Raw genomic sequence first — 17,660 nt, 5'->3', positions numbered from 1 at the left:
TGCAGGAAATAGGAATCACTGGGATTCCTGAACGGTTGAAAGACCCCGTGAAGAAGAAGATCGGGTTCCTCTCCTTTGGCCACTGGACGCCCCACCCGACGTCCCGCACCCAGTCCGCCTCCGACGCGCTGCTGCAGTCGATCGAGCTGGCCGTCGCGGCCGAGGAGCTCGGGGCCGACGGCGCCTACTTCCGCGTGCACCACTTCGCCCGGCAGCTGGGCTCACCATTCCCGCTGCTCGCCGCCGTCGGCGCCCGGACCAGCCGCATCGAGATCGGCACGGGCATCATCGACCTGCGGTACGAGAACCCGCTGTACATGGCGGAGGACGCCGGGGCCGCGGACCTCATCGCGGGCGGGCGCCTGCAGCTCGGCATCTCCCGGGGGTCACCCGAGCAGGTGGTCGACGGGTGGCGCTACTTCGGGTACGAGCCCGCCGAGGGCGACACCCCGGCCGACATGGCACGCAAGCGCGCCCAGACGTTCCTGCAGGTGATCGAAGGGCGCGCGTTCGCGCAACCCAGCCCCCGCCCGATGTTCCCGAACCCGCCCGGGCTGCTGCGCGTCGAGCCCTACTCCGAGGGCCTGCGGGAGCGGATCTGGTGGGGCGCCGGCTCGGACGCGACCGCGCGCTGGGCGGGGGAGCTGGGCATGAACCTCATGAGCTCCACGCTCAAGGACGACGAGACGGGCGAGCCCTTCCACGTCCAGCAGCGCAAGCAGATCGAGGCGTTCCACGAGGCATGGAAGGCGGCCGGGCACGAGCGCACGCCGCGCGTGTCGGTCAGCCGGTCGATCTTCGCGCTGGTCAGCGACGAGGACCGCGCCTACTTCGGCGGCAGGGGCGACGACACCGACCAGGTCGGCATGATCGACGAGACCACCCGCGCGATCTTCGGCCGCTCCTACGCGGCCGAGCCCGACGCGCTGATCGCCGAGCTCGCGGGCGACGAGGCGGTCGCCGCCGCCGACACCCTGCTGCTCACGGTGCCCAACCAGCTCGGCGTCGAGTACAACGCGCACGTGATGGAGGCGATCCTCACGCACGTGGCCCCGGCCCTGGGCTGGCGATGACGGCGCTCGACGTCGATCTCATCGCCACTGCTCCCACTTTGCGATCGCCTGGGAAGCCGCGGCCGTATCCCCGAGGCGGGCCGATTCTGGCCAGGGCGGCTGCTCAGCTAGCTCATCCGGCGAAGCCACGTCCGGCAGCGGCCGAGGTCACCCGCTCAGAATGAGGCGACCCAGCCGGCCCTCCAACGAGACTTTCACCTCGGAGACAGTGGCGTGCTGTCCGTGGACGGCGTGGGTTACGGCCGGAAGGACGAACAGTGAGCGGTTCGAGTCCTCTTCCTCGCCCCGAGGCCACGGCCATCGCCGGGACCGCTCAGAGTCTGCTCAGCCGGCATGCGGAGCAGACCGGCCTGCTCGCCGCCTCGGCTATGGCGCCGCAGACGTTGGAACGCTCTCTGGGTCCACGGTCGTTGGGCGACCAGGCCGTGATCACCGGCGTCGTGACCGTCCTGTCGTATGCGGCGACGGTCGCCACCCAGGACACGCTCGCCGCCGTAGTGTCGGCCCTGCCGTCGACGAGCCGGGCCGGGGATGTGCGGTCACGGCTTCTGCTCGTCAACGCCGTCACCGTCCCGTTGGGGCTCGGCGTCGCACGCGCCCTTCCTGTGCGCGAGGACGAGCGGGCCTTACGGAGCGTCCTTCGGCAGGCGGCGTGGCGGAGCGCCGCCACGGGGCTCGGGGGCGTGCTGGTCATCGGCGGCGACTGGGTCGCCACGAGCCTCGACCGCCGCCTCGGCACACACGGGCGGCTGTCGCGACTGCCGCTGGCTGTGCCCATAGGAGTCCTCGTCGCAGCCGGTCTCGAATGGAACCGCCGGCGCACTGTGGTGGACGAGGGTCCAGTCTCCCCGACGCCGGGCCTCGTGGTCTTGGCCGGGTCCTTGGGCGCGGGCCTGGGTGTCACCGCCGGGGTCGCCGCCCTGGCGGTCGGCGAAGCTCGGCTGGCCTCGGCGCTCGGTGGGGCGCTGGCTGCACGGCTGCCCGGATCGGCCCTCACGTGGCGCCTGGCTGGCCACGCGGCGGTCCTCTCCATCGTGGGTGGCGCCACCTCTATGGCGTGGCAACGAGCAATGCAACGGATCGAAAGGGCCACCACCACGGTCGATCCGGTCCTCGAGAGCGGGGAGGACAGCTCAGCGGTCCTGGCGACGTGCAGCGGGAGCGACGCCAGCCTGGTCACCTGGAAGGGCATGGGTCGTGAGGGACGGCGGCACGTGCTCACGACGGTTCGGGCCCGTCCCTGGGCGGGTCGGCCGGCCGGGCTTCCGGACCTGTCCATTTCCACGGTGACCGGCGAGCCGGCGATCGACGACCCGGTGGAGGTCTACGTGGGACTCGACAACGCGCCATCGCCGAAGGCTCGCGTCGAGCTGGCGCTGGCTGAGATGGACCGAACAGGGGCGTGGGACCGCTCACTCGTCATGCTGGTGTCTCCGACCGGAACCGGATACGTCAACTACTGCGCCGTCGCCGCTGCCCAGTACCTCACCCGCGGCGACGTAGCAACGGTGACCCTCCAGTACTCCAAGCGTCCATCGCCGCTGTCGCTGGGCATGATCGACGATGCGCGTGAGCAGAACCGCCTCCTGTGGTCGAGGGTCGTCGAGCGCGTGCGCGACCTGCCGGGCGAGCGGCGCCCGAGAGTCGTCCTGTTCGGCGAGAGCCTCGGAGCCCACACCAGCCAGGACGTGTTCCTCCACTGGGGAACGCTCGGGCTGCGAGCACTGGGCATCGAGCGCGCACTGTGGGTGGGAACTCCCTACGCCAGTCGCTGGGCCCAGGAGGTCGTCCGTGGCGGACGGGCCGACACGGACGAGGACCTTGTGGCGGTCGTCAACGACTTCGGCCAGGTCGAGGCGATGCCGGACCCGCGCCGCAGCCGACTGAGGTACGTCATGGTGAGCCACGACAACGACGGCGTGACCAAGTTCGGCACCGACCTGTTGCTTCGGCAGCCCGCATGGCTTCAAGGCCCGAGGTCACCGATCGAGGACGTGTCGCCGTACAGCCAGCGGGGAGTCCCGCCGAGAATGCGTTGGCGACCGATCACGACCTTCATGCAGCTGCTCGTGGACATGAAGAACGCGCAGACTCCAGGCCTCTACCAGGCGTCGAAGCACGACTACCGGCCGGATCTGACCCGCTTCATCAACGAGGTCTATAGCCTGGGCGCGGCAGAGGAGCAGCTCGTGCGGGTGGAGGCCGCCCTGGCTCAGCGGGAACAGGTCCGCGAACGGCTCTTCCACGAGGCCGAACCTGTCACTTCGCCGCGTCCCTAGCCATCACCATCCCGGCAGACGCCGTCCGAGGTCAGGCGCAGATCAGCGCTGGCACTGCTCGGCCTATCCCCTTCACGGTCAATGGATCCTGACCGCAGACCGGGCGCTTGGGACCGTGTTCGAGCCCTCCTGTCCGAAAGCCGGTAGCCCGCCTTCCTCCGTGGGAGGCGGGCTATCGTTTGCGAGCGCGAATGAGTAGCGCGGGACGGTCGCCGCCAAGGTCCCGTCGTGATTGGGTGACCTCCGCTTGCCGCGCTCGGTTAACGACGGGGCACTGGCTTTGCGCCGGCGCCGACCAGCCGCAGGAACGTGAGCACCCGCCCAGTCGCGGTCGCCGCGACCGTCGGGTCGAAGTCGGGGTGGCCCGGCTCGGCGAACAGGTGACCCTCGCCCGGGTACACGAAGAGCTCCGCCCCCGGGACCTGGGCATATTCCGCCTCGGCGTCCGGCTCGCGGAACTCGTCACCCGCCGACACGTGGGCCTGCGACGGCACCCCCGCCGGCCAGGTCGCCTCCCACCAGGACGGCGCGACCGTGCCGTACAGGAAGAACGCCCCCAACGCCCCCGGCCGGGCCAGCACCTGCTCGGCCGCGCGTGCAGCGCCCATCGACATGCCGCCGTAGACCAGGTGCGGTGGCAGCGAGGCGACGGCTTCAGCCGCCCTGCCCGCGAACACGTCCTCGCCTACTGCGTCTGCCCAGGCGACACCCTCGCGGGTGACGGGAAACGTGCGCCCTTCGAAGAGGTCGGGCGTGTGGACCGTGTGCCCGTCGTCCTGCAGCATCCGGGCGAAGGCGCGCACCCCGTCGGTGAGCCCGCCCGCATGGTGAAAGAGCACGACCTCGGCCATACCGCCAGGCTACGCAGCGGCCCGCCAGGCTACGCAGCGGCCCGCACGGGTGCGCGGGCGCCCCGCGACCCGCCGAGAGGCACCGTGCGCGAGGGCTGCACCGACCGTGGCACTCCGGGCGTCCGACGGCCCCGTGACGGTCGAGCACACTAGGCCGCGTGGAAGACGTGTTCAGCGAACACCTGACGGCATGGCGTGAGTACACGCAGACACCGTGGGCCCGGATCCGATACGGCGTCGTCGGTGAGGTGCTACGCCGCGAGAGCACCCGGCTCGGGGCCCGGATCCGGGTGCTCGACGTCGGCGGCGGAGACGGCATGGACGCACTGCCCTTGGCCGCGGCCGGGCACGACGTCACGATCGTGGATCCCTCCGAGTCGTGGCTCAGCGAGGCTCACCGGCGGGCCGAAGCAGCAGGCACCGAGATCACCACGATCCGCGGCGGCCTGGACGACCTGCCCGCCGGCGAATGGGACCTGGTCCTCTGCCACTTCGTGCTCCGCTACCGGCCCGCCGACGCCGGCGACGTCGACGCCCTTGCACGACGAGTCCGACCCGGAGGGCGCCTCTCCCTCATGGACGTCAACCCGGCCGGGCGGATCCTGCGCGAGCTGCTCAACGCCGGCCCCACGGCGGCGCTCGCAGAGCTCCACGCCGAGCGAGCGACGGTCGAGACTTTTAAGACCGACGCGCGAAAGGTCGAGGTGCAGGCGATCCAGGCGGAGGCAGAAGTGGCAGGCCTTTCGGTCGCCGGCCTGTACGGCATCCGGATCGCGAATGATCTGCTGGTCGACAACACCGCCAAGCACGACCCCGCCTTCTTCGAGGAGCTCTTGGCGCTCGAGGTCCAGCTGTGCGACCGCGAACCCTTCAACCGGATCGGGTTCGCCTGGCAGCTGCTCCTCGAACGCTGACCGCCCACCAGCGGGACCGACCCCGGTACCGTCCGGCACGGCACCCCAGGGTGACGCGCCACGCCGCGTCCGGGCGGAGCCTCGAAGCATGACCACCACCTCCAGCACCCACCCGTTCAGGTTCGGCGTCGTCGCCGCGCAGGCCCCCACGGGGTCCGCGTGGACCGACCTCGCTCGTCGCGTGGAGCAGCTCGGCTACGACACGCTGGTCATGCCCGACACCGTGGCCCACGGCCTGGCGGTGTTCCCGGCGCTCGCGCACGCCGCGCAGGCGGTTGCCCGGCTGCGGGTGGGCACGTACGTCCTGGCGAACGACCTGCGGCACCCGGTCGCCGTCGCCAAGGAGGCCGCCACGCTCGCCGTCCTGACCGGCGGCCGGTTCGAGCTCGGGCTGGGCGCGGGCCGCCCCGCCGCCGAGGCGGACTTCGCGATGCTCGGGCTGCCGTGGGGCGCGCCCGGCCTGCGGGTCTCGCGCCTGGAGCAGTCGGTGGCGATCGTGCGCAGCCTTCTCGCGGGCGAGACGGTCACCGTCGACGGTCCGCACTACACGGCTCACGATGCGCGCATCCTCCCGCCCGGCCTGGACGTGCCGCCGGTGCCGCTGCTGATCGCCGCCCACGGGCCGCGCATGCTGCGCCTCGCAGGGTCGGCGGCCGACGTCGTCGCGCTCGGCGTGCCGCCGCAGACCGACCTGGCCGCGGCCGCAAAGCTGGCCGAACAGGTCGCCGCCGCCGCGGCCGGGCGCCGGGTGGAGGTCAACGTCAACCTCATGGCCGTGGGCGACGCCGTGCCCCGCTACCTCGCCGGACGGCTGGACCCCGCTGCGCTCGACGGGTCGGTGGCGGCCGTCGCCGGAGACCCGGAGCGGGCCGCCGAGCAGCTCCTGGAGCGACGCGACCGGCTCGGCCTGTCGTACCTCCTGGTCGCGGACGAGCTCATGGAGACCTTCGCCCCGACGGTCGCGAGGCTAGCGGGCCGGTAGGGGTCGATGGCAGCGTGGACCCTATGACCACGCACACGCTCCGCTCCGTCGACGTCGCCGGGCTGACCGTCTCCTACAGGGAGGCGGGCGACCCGGCCGCCCCACCGCTCCTCCTGCTGCACGCCCTGGGCGAGGGCTCGGTGTCCTGGGACCCGCTGCTCGAGCCGCTGGCCGCGCTCGGGTACCGCGTGCTGGCACCGGACGCCCGCGGGCACGGCGGCAGCGGCCGGGGGGAGTACACCTTCGAGCGGCTGCGCGACGACGCGACCGGCTTCCTGGAGGCGCTCGCGATCGACGAGGCCGACGTCGTCGGGCACTCCATGGGGGCGCTGACGGCGGTGCTCGTCGCGATCGCCGAGCCGGACCGCGTGCGGCGCCTCGTACTGGAGGACGCCGGCCCCGAGCGCGGCGGGCGGCAGTACGACCCGTTCGACGAGCCCGACGAGGAGCTGCCGTTCGACTGGCCCGTCGTCAACGCGATCCGCGCCCAGCGCAGCGACCCCGACCCCAACTGGTTCGCCGACGCGCAGCGCATCGCCGCGCCGACGCTCGTCATCGCGGGCGGCCCCGACAGCACCATGCCGCAGGCCGAGCTGCACGACCTCGTGGCGGGGATGCCCGACGCCCGGCTCGTCGAGATCCGAGCGGGCCACATGGTGCACGACGACGCACCCGAGGCCTGGCTCTCGGCGGTGACCGCGTTCCTGGGCCCCGCTGCTGACGACGCCGGGAGGTGACACGATCGGGTTCATGGACGACGTCTCACCGGAACGCGTGCGCGACCTGGCGCTGCTGCGCCGTGTGCGTGACCGCATGGACCGGGAGTACGCGCAGCCGCTCGACGTCGCTGCCCTGGCCCGCGGGGTGCACATGTCCGCGGGGCACCTGAGCCGGCAGTTCAAGGCCGCCTACGGCGAGTCGCCATACAGCTACCTGATGACGCGGCGCGTCGAGCGGGCGATGGCCATGCTGCGCGGCAGCGACATGTCGGTGACCGACGTGTGCTTCGCCGTCGGGTTCTCCTCGCTCGGCACGTTCAGCACCCGGTTCACGGAGCTGGTCGGCATGCCGCCCAGCGTGTACCGGCGCGAGGCCGCGGGGGACGCGGCCGGGCTGCCGTCGTGCGTGGTCAAGCGGGTCACCAGACCGGTCAGGAATCGAGAAGCGAGGCGTACCAGCCCGGTCCTAGGTTGACGGACATGGACATCACCATTCACACCAGCTTCCTTCCCACCACCGACCCCGAGGCCTCCCTGGCCTTCTACCGTGACGCGCTCGGCTTCGAGGTCCGCCTCGACGTCGGCAAGGGCACGATGCGCTGGATCACCGTCGGCCCCAAGGACCAGCCCGACACGGCCATCGTGCTGCACCCGCCGGCCGCGGACCCGGGCATCACCGAGGACGAGCGTCGCACCATCGCCGAGATGATGGCCAAGGGCACGTTCGCCACCATCGTCCTGGCCACACCCGACCTCGACGCCACGTTCGAGCGCATCGCCGCGACCGGTGCCGAGGTCGTCCAGGAGCCGACCGACCAGCCGTACGGGATCCGGGACGCCGCGTTCCGCGACCCGGCGGGCAACCAGGTCCGGCTCGACCAGGCCTGAGCCACCCTCACCGAAGGAGGCGCACCGATGGTCTCCCGCTTCTCCCGCTGGATGCAGCACCGGGCCAACGCCCGGGCGATCACCAAGATCCAGTCGGGCAACGCCACCATGATGGGCATGGAGCTGCTGGTGCTGCAGACGGTGGGCCGCCGCACCGGCAGGCCGCGGCAGACGCCCGTGGCCTGGTTCCCCGACGGCGAGCGCCGCTGGCTCGTCGTGGCGTCCGGCGGCAGCGACCACCACCCGGACTGGTACCTCAACCTGCGCGCCCACCCCGAGGCGGCGTCCGTGATGCTGCCGCACGGCGCCGTCGTCCCGGTGACGCCGCACCAGCTCGACGGCGCCGAGCGGGAGCGGGCGTGGCAGGCCATCGTGTCTGCCGTGCCCCGGTTCGCGAAGTACCAGGCGAAGTCCGGCCGCCCGTACCCCGTCGTCGAGCTGGTCGGCGCCGACGCGGCGGACCGATGACGGCGGCAGGGACGTCGCCGCGCCGCTACCTTGACCTGAAGCGTCGACAAGGGGGACACCGATGAGCGCGACCACCGCCGACAGCCACGACGTCATCCGCGTGCAGGGCGCGCGGGAGAACAACCTCAAGGACGTCACGGTCGACCTGCCCAAGCGGCGGCTGACGGTGTTCACCGGCGTCTCCGGCTCGGGCAAGAGCTCGCTGGTGTTCGACACCATCGCCTCGGAGTCGCGGCGCCTGATCAATGAGACATACTCGACGTTCCTGCAGACGTACATGCCGTCCACCGGGCGTCCCGACGTCGACATCCTCGAGGGCCTGACGACGGCGATCGTCGTCGACCAGGAGCGGCTGGGGGCCAACCCGCGCTCGACCGTGGGCACGGTGACCGACGCCCACGCCATGCTGCGCCTGCTCTACAGCAAGGTGGGGGAGCCGTATGTCGGGCCACCCACCGCGTTCTCCTTCAACGTGCCCACGTCCGTGGCGTCCGGCATGTTCGAGACCCAGCGCGCCGACCACGTCGAGAAGCAGACGGTGCGCAAGAAGGTCTACCTCGGCGGTATGTGCCCGCGCTGCGAGGGCAGGGGAGAGGTGTCCGACCTCGACCTGTCCGCGATCGTCGACGAGTCCCGGTCGCTGCACGAGGGCGCGATCCTCGTGCCGGGGTATACGGCCGACGGGTGGATGGTGAAGGCGTTCGCCGAGTCCGGGTTCGTCGACCCCGACAAGCCGATCAAGGACTACACGGTCCGCGAACGGGACGACCTGCTCTACAAGACGCCGACGAAGGTCAAGGTCGCGGGGATCAACATGTCCTACGAGGGCCTGATCCCCAAGCTGCAGAAGTCGATCTTCTCCAAGGACCCGGACGCCATGCAGCCGCACATCCGCGCCTTCGCGGAGCGTGCCGCCACGTTCGGCACCTGCCCCGAGTGCGAGGGCACACGGCTCACGGCCGGCCCGCGCGAGTGCAAGATCGACGGCAGGTCCATCGCCGACGTCGCGAAGATGCAGGTCAGCGACCTGACCGCGTGGCTGGGCGGCCTCGACCTGCCCGAGGCGGGCCCCCTGCTGGGCGCCCTCCAGGCCGCGCTGGCGTCCTTCGTCGAGCTCGGCCTGGGCTACCTGTCACTGGACCGCGCCTCGGGCTCGCTCAGCGGCGGGGAGGCGCAGCGCATCAAGCTGCTGCGCCACCTCGGCTCCGCGCTCACCGACGTCACCTACGTCTTCGACGAGCCCACCATCGGCCTGCACCCGCACGACATCCAGCGCATGAACTCGCTGCTGCTCCAGCTGCGGGACAAGGGCAACACCGTGCTCGTCGTCGAGCACAAGCCGGAGACGATCGCGATCGGCGACCACGTCGTCGACATGGGCCCCGGCGCCGGCCCCGACGGGGGCGAGATCGTCTTCGAGGGCACGGTCGACGAGCTGCGCGGCTCCGGCACCCTCACGGGCAAGCACCTGGACGACCGCGCCCGCATCAAGGACGCCGTGCGTCCCCCGAAGGGTGCCATCGAGATCCGGGGCGCGTCCGAGCACAACCTCCAGGACGTCGACGTCGACATCCCCCTCGGAGTACTGACGGTCGTGACGGGCGTGGCCGGCTCGGGCAAGAGCTCCCTGGTCCACGGCTCGCTCGCCAAGCACGACGACGCCGTCGTCATCGACCAGGGCGCCATCCGCGGGTCGCGGCGCTCCAACCCGGCCACCTACACCGGCCTGCTGGAACCGATCCGCAAGGCGTTCGCCAAGGCGAACGGCGTCAAGCCGGCGCTGTTCAGCGCGAACTCCGAGGGAGCGTGCCCCACCTGCAAGGGCAACGGCGTCATCTACACCGAGCTCGGCTTCATGGACACGGTGACCACGCCCTGCGAGGACTGCGGCGGCAAGCGGTTCATGGCGTCCGTGCTGGAGTACGAGCTGGGCGGCAAGGACATCTCCGCGGTCCTGTCCATGCCGGTCGCCGAGGCCGAGGCGTTCTTCGCCACGGACGGCGCCGCGCCGCTACCCGCCGCGCACGCGATCCTCGACCGGCTCGTCGACGTCGGGCTCGGTTATGTCAACCTGGGCCAGCCGCTGACGACGCTCTCCGGGGGAGAGCGGCAGCGCATCAAGCTCGCCTCCCAGATGGGGGAGAAGGGCGGCCTCTACGTCCTGGACGAGCCCACGACCGGCCTGCACCTCGCCGACGTCCAGAACCTGCTCGCGCTGCTGGACCGGCTCGTGGACGCAGGCCGCTCGGTGATCGTCATCGAGCACCACCAGGCGGTCATGGCACACGCCGACTGGATCATCGACCTCGGCCCCGGCGCCGGGCACGACGGCGGACGCGTCGTGTTCGAAGGGACGCCCGCCGACCTCATCGCCGCCGGCACGACCCTGACGGCACAACACCTGGCGCAGTACGTCGCACGCTGACTGCCGCCCGTGCGGCCTGGCGAGAGGAGCCCAGACCTCACGCGCGGCCTGCGGCGCGTCCGCTACGTTGCACCCGTGATCCGCGAGGCAGCAGCCGAGGACTTCCCGGCCATCGTCCGGCTCTACCGCCAGCTCACCCCCAGGGACCCGATCGTCGAGGGCGCGCCCCACCGTGACGCGTTCGAGACGATCCTCAAGACCCCCGGGCTCACCCTCATGGTCCTCGAGCTCGACGGGACGGTGGTGGCGACCACCTACCTCAACGTCATCCCGAACATCACCCGCGGGGCATCGCCCTACGCCGTGATCGAGAACGTGGTCGTCGACGAGGCCGTCCGCGGGACCGGGCTCGGGAAGCGGATCATGGCCGCGACGCTCGACGCCGCCTGGGCGGCCGGCTGCTACAAGGCCATGCTCCTGACGGGGTCCACGAACCCGGTGACGCACGCGTTCTACCGCAGCTGCGGCTTCTCACCCGACGCGAAGCAGGCCTACCTCGCGCGACCGTGAACGACGGAGGCGACCGATGGCCGACAAGATCGACTTCACGAAGACCCTCGACAGCTACCACGCGAAACGAGGCGAGTTCCGGATCCTCCACGTGCCGCCGCTGCAGTACCTCATGATCGACGGCCACGGCGACCCGAACACGTCGCCCGCCTACACCGCGGCGCTCGAGGCGCTCTACCCCGTGGCGTACAAGCTGAAGTTCGCCAGCAAACACGAGCGCGGACGCGACTACGCCGTCCCGCCCCTGGAGGGCCTGTGGTGGTCCGCAGACATGGAAGTCTTCACCGCGTCACGCGACAAGTCGCAGTGGGACTGGACCATGATGCTCATGGTTCCCGACTGGACCGACGACCCGGCGCTCGCGGCCGCCGTCGAGCAGGCCGGCGCCAAGAACCCACCCGCGCGTCTCGGCGACGTCCGCCTGCAGCCGCTGGCCGAGGAGCGTTGTGTGCAGACGTTGCACGTCGGGTCGTTCGACGACGAGGGCCCCGTGCTGCAGCGGATGCACGACGAGTTCATCCCCGGGCACGGGCTGCGCATGGACGGCATGCATCACGAGATCTACTTCAGCGACGTGCGCAGAGTCGCACCGGAGACGTGTTCTTCGATGACGTCGAGCGCGAGTTCGTGTCCTGGGCACGATCGCGCTGAGGAGCCGGCAGGGTCTCGCCTTCGCCACTTGCTCCAGCGCCTGCGACGTCGACCTGGGGTTCGAGCTCAACGTGTCGCGCGACCGTAGGTGCATTTCTTGGTTGACTGTCCAGACCGATGGCCGATCGAGGAATGGACACCCGATGACCGTGTTCGACAACGCGCCCGCGCCGCTGGGGGAGTACTACCGCATCCTGACCGCCGGGATCGACGCCTACGCTGACGGCGAGGAACTCCTGCCGATCCTCGATGCGAAGCTGGACTTCGAGGGTCCCATCGCGGGCCGCCTCGCCGGAGCCGCTCGCTTCCTCGTCGGCGTCCGGGGATTCATCGCCAACGTCAAGAGCATCAGCCCGATCCACCTCGTGGCCGACTCCGGACACGCGGCGACCCTGTACGACGCCGAGCTGCCCGGCGGCACCGTCCGGTTCTCCGAGTTCTTCGTCATCCAGGACGGCAGCATTCGGGAACTCAGAATCCAGTACGACCCCGCCGACTACACCGCCAAGGGCGGTCGCTAACCCCTCGAGGCAGCTCGAGGGCAGTCGAGCGAGCCAGGTGCTCTTGCCACGCCCCGATATGTCCGCCGAATGCATGCTGAGGACCTTCCACCCGCCGGTCGCACCGCACTCGTCACCGGTGTCTCACGACGCAAGGGCATCGGGTACGCCGTCGCCCGCGGACTCGCTCGGCTCGGGGCGAGCGTGTTCACGCACGACTTCGCGCCCCACGACGCGGACCAACCCTGGGGCGGTGACGACCTCGCGGCCGTCGCGGACGGTGTCCGACAGGCGCTACGCGGCACCGCCGTCTCCGGCCGCGCGAGCGCAGACCTGCGCGATCCCCAGCAGCTCGACGCGTTGTTCTCGACGGCTCGGGGACTGACCGGCGCCGTGCACATCCTCGTGTGCAACCACGCGCGCAGCGGCGGCGACGGGTCCATCTTCGACATGACCCCCGAAGTGCTCGACGAGTTCTGGCAGACGAACACACGCTCCACGATCCAGCTGACACAGCGCTTCGCGAGGCAGTTCCGCACGCACGCGGCCGGGACGAGGCCGGGGGAGCGGCAGACACGCACGGCGCCGGCCGACCCCGCCAGCGCGCCGAAGGTCATCTGGATAACGTCCGGTCAGTCGGACGGACCGATGCGCGGAGAGGTCGCCTACGCGGCCTCCAAGGCGGCGCTCGCGGGCGTGACAGCGACGGTTGCCGCCGAGCTTCTTGAGCTTGGCATCGTCCTGAACACGGTCAACCCCGGGCCGGTGAACACCGGCTACCTGGACCCGGAGTCGACGGATCGACCGCTCGAAGAGCTGGAGGCGCTGCGGGCTGCGACGCCGTTCGGGCGGTGGGGCGAACCCACCGATCCGGCGCGGCTGATCGGATGGCTCGTCAGCCCGGCCGGGTCATGGGTTGTCGGGCAGGTGCTCACGACGGACGGCGGCTTCGGGCTTCAGTGAGCTGGGCTCAGTGCCGGAGGAGCGTCGGTCAGCTGTCGCGGTAGGTGTCGTGCATCAACCTAGTTGGCACCGGTCAGGGCTCTGACGTGCAGTGCGACAACGAGCTTGACGCGCATGTCGGCTAGAACCGCCAGACCAGCAAGCCAACCGGAACAGACGCGGCTCCAGGGGCGGGCGCCCGCCGAAGCTCGACCGCGAGACCCACAACTGGCGCATCGTGGTCGAGCGGTCCTTCAGCCTGCTCGGACAGTGGCGGCACGGAGCCTCCTGAAGCGTGAGGGACTCCTACAGCAGGCAGCAACCTGGCGAGTTCACGACAGCGGCCCGCGGCAGCCCGTCGCCGTAGTGTTGCCTTGTGGCCAAGAGGATGCTGCCGAACCTCGCTTCCGAACTGGCGCCTGAAGTGATTGCGGAACTGCTCGGTCGGCACCGGGAAGACCGGTGGGCTCCTCGGGAAGGCGCGGCCCACCTGGCCGCGGCACCTCGCGCTGCTCAGGGCCACCCCACGTAACCCGTCAGATCACCGTTGCGCATGGCTCACAACCCGGCACCGACGCCGCCTGACCCGGTCACCGCCGCACCGACGGCCCACAACCTGCCCATCATCGACGCGGTGCAGACCGTCCTGCGCAAGTACACGAAGTTCGAAGGGCGCGCCAGCCTGGCCGAGTACTGGTGGTGGAACCTCGCCGTGGCCCTTGCCTTCGTCCCCTGGTTCGTCGTCTACCTGGCCAGTCTCACGTTCACCAACTCCGGCAACACCGTGATCGGCGCCATCGTGGCCATCCCGACGGTGCTGCTCCTGCTGGCGCTGTCGCTCGGCTCGATCGTGCTGAGCATTGCCGTGACAGTTCGCCGGCTCCACGACACAGACCAACCCGGCTCCTTGTGCTTCCTCGCGCTCATTCCGCTGGTCGGCAGCATCATCCTGCTGGTCCTCACGGTGGCCGGGGGCACCTGCGGGGACAACCAGTACGGGCCTGACCCGCTGGGCCGGGCCGCGGTGTTCCCGCCTGCCCCCCAGGCACTGGGCGCACCCGCCGGCGATTCCCTCGACCGGCTTCGACGCCTCGGCGACCTGCACGCCTCCGGCGTCGTGTCGGACGGTGAGTTCGCGGCGATGAAGGCCGAGATCCTCGAAGGCCGGTGACCCTACGCCGCGTGCGGCGGTATCCGAGCGCGGCAGCCCTGGACAGCACGTGGGGACGGGGCCCCTCGAGGCCACTCTCGGCGATCTCACCAGCGAACCGATAATGCACATTATGTCAATTCGTTCCTGAGAAGCGCCCCTCCGGCGCTCCCCTCAGTGCCTGTGCCAGCGCTCCCGCGCGCGTCGGAGCGTCAGCGCTGCCGCGCCGCACACGAGCCCCCACAGCGCACCCGCACCGAGCAGCACCGCGAGCTCGACCGGACGCACCAGCGGCCCGGCGGGCTTGCCGTCGAAGACCCACGTCGTGCCGAGCGCCAGCACGGCCGCTGACGCCGCCTGCACCAGACCGGCCGCCACGAGCGTCGGGATGGCAGGTGTGCTGCGCCGTGCCGCGACCACGACGACCCACACCACCGAGACGGCGACCGTGATCCAGACTGCCGCCAGGCCGAGGTCCGTGTGCGCCGCCCTCGCGACGACGGCCGCGACCGGCCGCGCCAGCCCCAGCAGCCCCAGCACGACGGCGGTCGGCCACGCGACCCGCTGCCACGGCGCTGTCCCCTGGTGATCAGGGTCGGGTCGCGCGGACTGGGTCATGCCCTGCACGCTAGGTTCCCGCCGGTCTGCGCCACATCGGGTGCCCCCCGGAAACCGACCCTGGACCCTGCCCGAGGCACCCTGAGTGTAGGCTAATTCGGACAAATACCCCAAACCAGTGTGTATGGTACAACACAGTGTTGTGACATCACGTCGGCCGGGCGTCAGTGTCGGACGCTTCTTCTACCCTGAGCCACGTCATCGCAGGTCGGCGTGTTGCCGCGCGCGCTCCCCGACACCAGGAGGTCCCGTTGGTCGCCCCACCCCGGCTCACCCTCCTCACCGTCGCCGAGGCCGCCGACCGCTACCTCGACGCCGTGCGCAAGGACGCCGTCCGGGGCGTCCTGTCCCCCACCACCGCCCGCAGCTACACCCGCGACATCGGCGAGCTGACCCGCCTGCTCGGCCCCGACCGGGTGCTCGACGACGTCACCGGCGACGACGTCGACGACGCCCTCGTGGCCTACCAGTCGCTCCCCGACGGCCGCTTCACCGACCCGGCCCGCAAGCGCGGCCCCGGCCGCGCGACCGCGACGGTGAACCGGTTCCGGCAGTCCGCCACCCGGTTCTTCACGCACGCCGCGCGGGAGTGCTGGGTGCAGGCCGACCCGATGCTGTGGGCCGCGCCCCCGGCCCGCGTGCGCGGCGGCCTGCGCGTGGCGAGAACGGCGCTGTCGTCGGCGGCTGCGCAGGCGCTGCTGGCCACGACGTCGGACACCCCGGCCCCCGCGCCCGCCGCGGCCCGCCGCGACCAGGACCTCGCCCTGCGCGACCGCCTGGTCGTCGCCCTGCTCCTGGTGCTGGGCCCGCGCGTGTCCGAGCTCGCGGGTGCCGACGTCGCCGACTTCGCGCGCGAGCCCGACCAGACGCGGTGGCGCATCGTCGGCAAGGGCGGCGCCGTGCGCACCGTCGCCCTCAGCCCACCCCTGGCGGCCACCCTCGAGGACTACCTCACCGGGCTGCGCCCCCGCCTGGCCGCGCTGCGCCCGCACGACGACGACGCGCAGCGCGCGCTGCTGCTCACCTGGCGCGGGCGGCGCGCCGACCCGCAGACGGTCCGGGGTCTGCTCGCGCGCGCCGTCGAGCGCATGCCGCCCGCCTACCGGCGGCCGGCCACGCCGCACGCGCTGCGGCACACCACGGCGACGCTGCTGGTGGCGCAGGGCTGGGACGTCAAGGTCGTGGCCGAGCTGCTCGGTCACGCGTCGATCGCCACGACCGGCGTCTACCTCGACCGGATCGAGGGCGAGCTCGCGGCGGCGATCCGCGCCCACCCACTGTCCGCCGCGCTGGACGCCACCCTCACCCGTGAGGGGTGAGTCGCACCGCCACCTGCGACGACGCCGCCACCCCACCCTGCGGGGCCGCCGCGCCCGGGCTACCGTGACCCCGTGCCCCGCCTCTCGGACCTGACAGCCCGGCTCCCCCGACTGTCGGTCGTGCTGCCCGCGGGCATCGGCTGGGCGGGCGTGCGCCGCACCGCCGCACGCGCCGGCATGGTCGCCGCATGCGTTCCCGTCGCGACCGGCCTGGCCCTCATGGCCGCCGAACGCCTGCGCCGCCACCGCCACCCGCTCGACGCCCCGTTCCCCACAGCCCCGCCCGCCGACAACACCGTCGGCTCCACGACCACCACGGTCTACACCTTCGGCGACGACCTGTACGCCGACATGCTCGACGCCATCGCCGCCGCCCAGCACCGCATCTTCTTCGAGACCTACATCTGGAAGGGCGACACCGTCGGCCGCCGCTTCCGCGACGCCCTGGAGGCCGCCGCCGCCCGCGGCGTCGAGGTGTACGTCGCCTACGACGCGTTCGCCAACTTCGTGGTGCCGCGCTCCTTCTTCCGCCTGGACTCGCGCATCCACGCCCTGCGCTTCCCGTGGGTGCGCGCCGGCCTGCTCGTGTCACCGCTGCGCGCCTCCGGCCGCGACCACCGCAAGCTCCTCGTCGTCGACGACGAGGTCGGGTTCGTCGGCGGCTACAACATCGGCTCCCTGTACGCCCGGCACTGGCGCGACACCCACATACGCCTCACCGGGCCCGCGGTCTGGGAGCTGCGCAACGCGTTCGTCGACTTCTGGAACCACTGGCGCACCCCCGCCCTGCCGATGCTGCGCGACGTCGGCTCCACCGCCTGGCTGCCCCAGCTGCGCGCCGCCCGCAACTCCCCCAGCGACCTCGTCTTCCCGATCCGCAACGTGTACCTGGACGCCATCGACCGCGCCACCGACCACGTGCACATCACCCAGGCCTACTTCATCCCCGACCGGGAGATCCTCGCCGCGCTGCTCGCCGCCGCCGGCCGCGGCGTGGACGTGCGCGTGCTCGTGCCCGAGCGGTCCAACCACGTCGTCGCCGACTGGCTCGCCCGCGGCCACTACGGCACGCTGCTGCGCGGCGGGGTGCGGATCTTCCTCTACACCGACGCGATGATCCACGCCAAGACCGCCACCGTCGACGGCCGCTGGTCCACCATCGGCACCGCGAACATCGACAGGCTCTCCCTGACAGGCAACTACGAGATCAACCTCGAGATCGTCGACGCCGACGTCGCCGCCACCCTCGAGCGCGTCTTCGCCATGGACCTCACCAACGCCCGCGAGCTCACCCGCGACGCCTGGGAGGCCCGCCCCACGCTCAACAAGGTGGGCGAACGGCTCGTCTCCCCGCTCGCGCCCCTGCTCTGA

Annotated in this window: 18 protein-coding genes; 16 read left to right on the top strand and 2 right to left on the bottom strand. The window is 71.4% G+C overall.

What is annotated here, in order from left to right; genetic code table 11:
• The first annotated feature begins 47 nt into the window (after positions 1–47).
• Together ACO4JP_RS10455 and ACO4JP_RS10450 are read left to right on the top strand one after the other, a co-directional pair.
• Positions 48–1,073 carry an LLM class flavin-dependent oxidoreductase gene (locus ACO4JP_RS10455; RefSeq protein ID WP_425953630.1) on the top strand — a complete coding sequence of 342 codons (1,026 nt, stop codon included), beginning with the start codon at positions 48–50 and terminating at the stop codon, positions 1,071–1,073.
• A gap of 425 nt (positions 1,074–1,498) precedes the next feature.
• On the top strand, positions 1,499–3,352 hold the full coding sequence (locus ACO4JP_RS10450) for an alpha/beta-hydrolase family protein (RefSeq protein ID WP_425953629.1): 1,854 nt from the start codon (positions 1,499–1,501) through the stop codon (positions 3,350–3,352).
• 260 nt (positions 3,353–3,612) lie between these two features.
• Here the strand turns inward: ACO4JP_RS10450 and ACO4JP_RS10445 are convergent, their stop codons facing one another.
• Positions 3,613–4,203, bottom strand: a complete 591-nt coding sequence (locus ACO4JP_RS10445; protein WP_425953628.1) for a dienelactone hydrolase family protein — start codon at positions 4,201–4,203, stop codon at positions 3,613–3,615.
• 158 nt (positions 4,204–4,361) lie between these two features.
• Between ACO4JP_RS10445 and ACO4JP_RS10440 the strand changes: the two genes are divergently transcribed.
• From ACO4JP_RS10440 to ACO4JP_RS10385, 12 genes are all read left to right on the top strand, one after another.
• On the top strand, positions 4,362–5,117 hold the full coding sequence (locus ACO4JP_RS10440) for a class I SAM-dependent methyltransferase (RefSeq protein ID WP_425953627.1): 756 nt from the start codon (positions 4,362–4,364) through the stop codon (positions 5,115–5,117).
• 88 nt (positions 5,118–5,205) lie between these two features.
• Positions 5,206–6,099 carry an LLM class flavin-dependent oxidoreductase gene (locus ACO4JP_RS10435; protein WP_425953626.1) on the top strand — a complete coding sequence of 298 codons (894 nt, stop codon included), beginning with the start codon at positions 5,206–5,208 and terminating at the stop codon, positions 6,097–6,099.
• A gap of 23 nt (positions 6,100–6,122) precedes the next feature.
• Positions 6,123–6,836 (top strand): alpha/beta fold hydrolase, encoded by a 714-nt coding sequence (locus tag ACO4JP_RS10430; protein ID WP_425953625.1) that lies wholly within the window; start codon positions 6,123–6,125, stop codon positions 6,834–6,836.
• A 13-nt stretch (positions 6,837–6,849) separates the two neighbouring features.
• The gene (locus tag ACO4JP_RS10425; protein WP_425953624.1) at positions 6,850–7,293 is read left to right on the top strand and encodes a helix-turn-helix transcriptional regulator; all 444 of its coding nucleotides are present in this window, start codon (positions 6,850–6,852) and stop codon (positions 7,291–7,293) included.
• 5 nt (positions 7,294–7,298) lie between these two features.
• Positions 7,299–7,706 carry a VOC family protein gene (locus ACO4JP_RS10420; protein WP_425953623.1) on the top strand — a complete coding sequence of 136 codons (408 nt, stop codon included), beginning with the start codon at positions 7,299–7,301 and terminating at the stop codon, positions 7,704–7,706.
• Between the two features lie 27 nt (positions 7,707–7,733).
• Positions 7,734–8,174 (top strand): nitroreductase/quinone reductase family protein, encoded by a 441-nt coding sequence (locus ACO4JP_RS10415; RefSeq protein ID WP_425953622.1) that lies wholly within the window; start codon positions 7,734–7,736, stop codon positions 8,172–8,174.
• A 61-nt stretch (positions 8,175–8,235) separates the two neighbouring features.
• Entirely contained in the window at positions 8,236–10,599 is a 2,364-nt protein-coding gene (locus tag ACO4JP_RS10410) for an ATP-binding cassette domain-containing protein (protein WP_425953621.1), read from the top strand.
• A 9-nt stretch (positions 10,600–10,608) separates the two neighbouring features.
• Positions 10,609–11,109, top strand: coding sequence for a GNAT family N-acetyltransferase (locus tag ACO4JP_RS10405; RefSeq protein WP_425953620.1), 501 nt, complete (start codon positions 10,609–10,611; stop codon positions 11,107–11,109).
• Positions 11,110–11,125: 16 nt separating this feature from the next.
• On the top strand, positions 11,126–11,848 hold the full coding sequence (locus ACO4JP_RS10400; RefSeq protein ID WP_425953619.1) for a GyrI-like domain-containing protein: 723 nt from the start codon (positions 11,126–11,128) through the stop codon (positions 11,846–11,848).
• Between the two features lie 55 nt (positions 11,849–11,903).
• Entirely contained in the window at positions 11,904–12,281 is a 378-nt protein-coding gene (locus ACO4JP_RS10395) for a hypothetical protein (RefSeq protein WP_425953618.1), read from the top strand.
• 69 nt (positions 12,282–12,350) lie between these two features.
• Complete coding sequence (locus ACO4JP_RS10390) at positions 12,351–13,223, top strand: SDR family oxidoreductase (protein ID WP_425953617.1); 873 nt, start codon at positions 12,351–12,353, stop codon at positions 13,221–13,223.
• A gap of 613 nt (positions 13,224–13,836) precedes the next feature.
• Positions 13,837–14,373, top strand: coding sequence for a DUF805 domain-containing protein (locus ACO4JP_RS10385; RefSeq protein WP_425953616.1), 537 nt, complete (start codon positions 13,837–13,839; stop codon positions 14,371–14,373).
• A gap of 153 nt (positions 14,374–14,526) precedes the next feature.
• Here ACO4JP_RS10385 and ACO4JP_RS10380 read toward each other — a convergent pair whose 3' ends face one another.
• The gene (locus tag ACO4JP_RS10380) at positions 14,527–14,970 is read right to left on the bottom strand and encodes a hypothetical protein (RefSeq protein WP_425953615.1); all 444 of its coding nucleotides are present in this window, start codon (positions 14,968–14,970) and stop codon (positions 14,527–14,529) included.
• A gap of 251 nt (positions 14,971–15,221) precedes the next feature.
• On the opposite strand from ACO4JP_RS10380, the gene ACO4JP_RS10375 reads away from it, so the two are divergent.
• A complete protein-coding gene (locus tag ACO4JP_RS10375; RefSeq protein WP_425953614.1) occupies positions 15,222–16,289 on the top strand; it encodes a tyrosine-type recombinase/integrase in 1,068 nt (355 codons plus the stop codon).
• 72 nt (positions 16,290–16,361) lie between these two features.
• Positions 16,362–17,660, top strand: a complete 1,299-nt coding sequence (locus ACO4JP_RS10370) for a phospholipase D-like domain-containing protein (RefSeq protein ID WP_425953613.1) — start codon at positions 16,362–16,364, stop codon at positions 17,658–17,660.

It is taken from the genome of Xylanimonas sp. McL0601 (assembly GCF_049852175.1).
In the GTDB taxonomy this organism is placed as follows: domain Bacteria; phylum Actinomycetota; class Actinomycetes; order Actinomycetales; family Cellulomonadaceae; genus Xylanimonas.
Note: the sequence above shows the minus strand (reverse complement) of the source record. Positions and strands in the feature narration are given on the sequence as shown.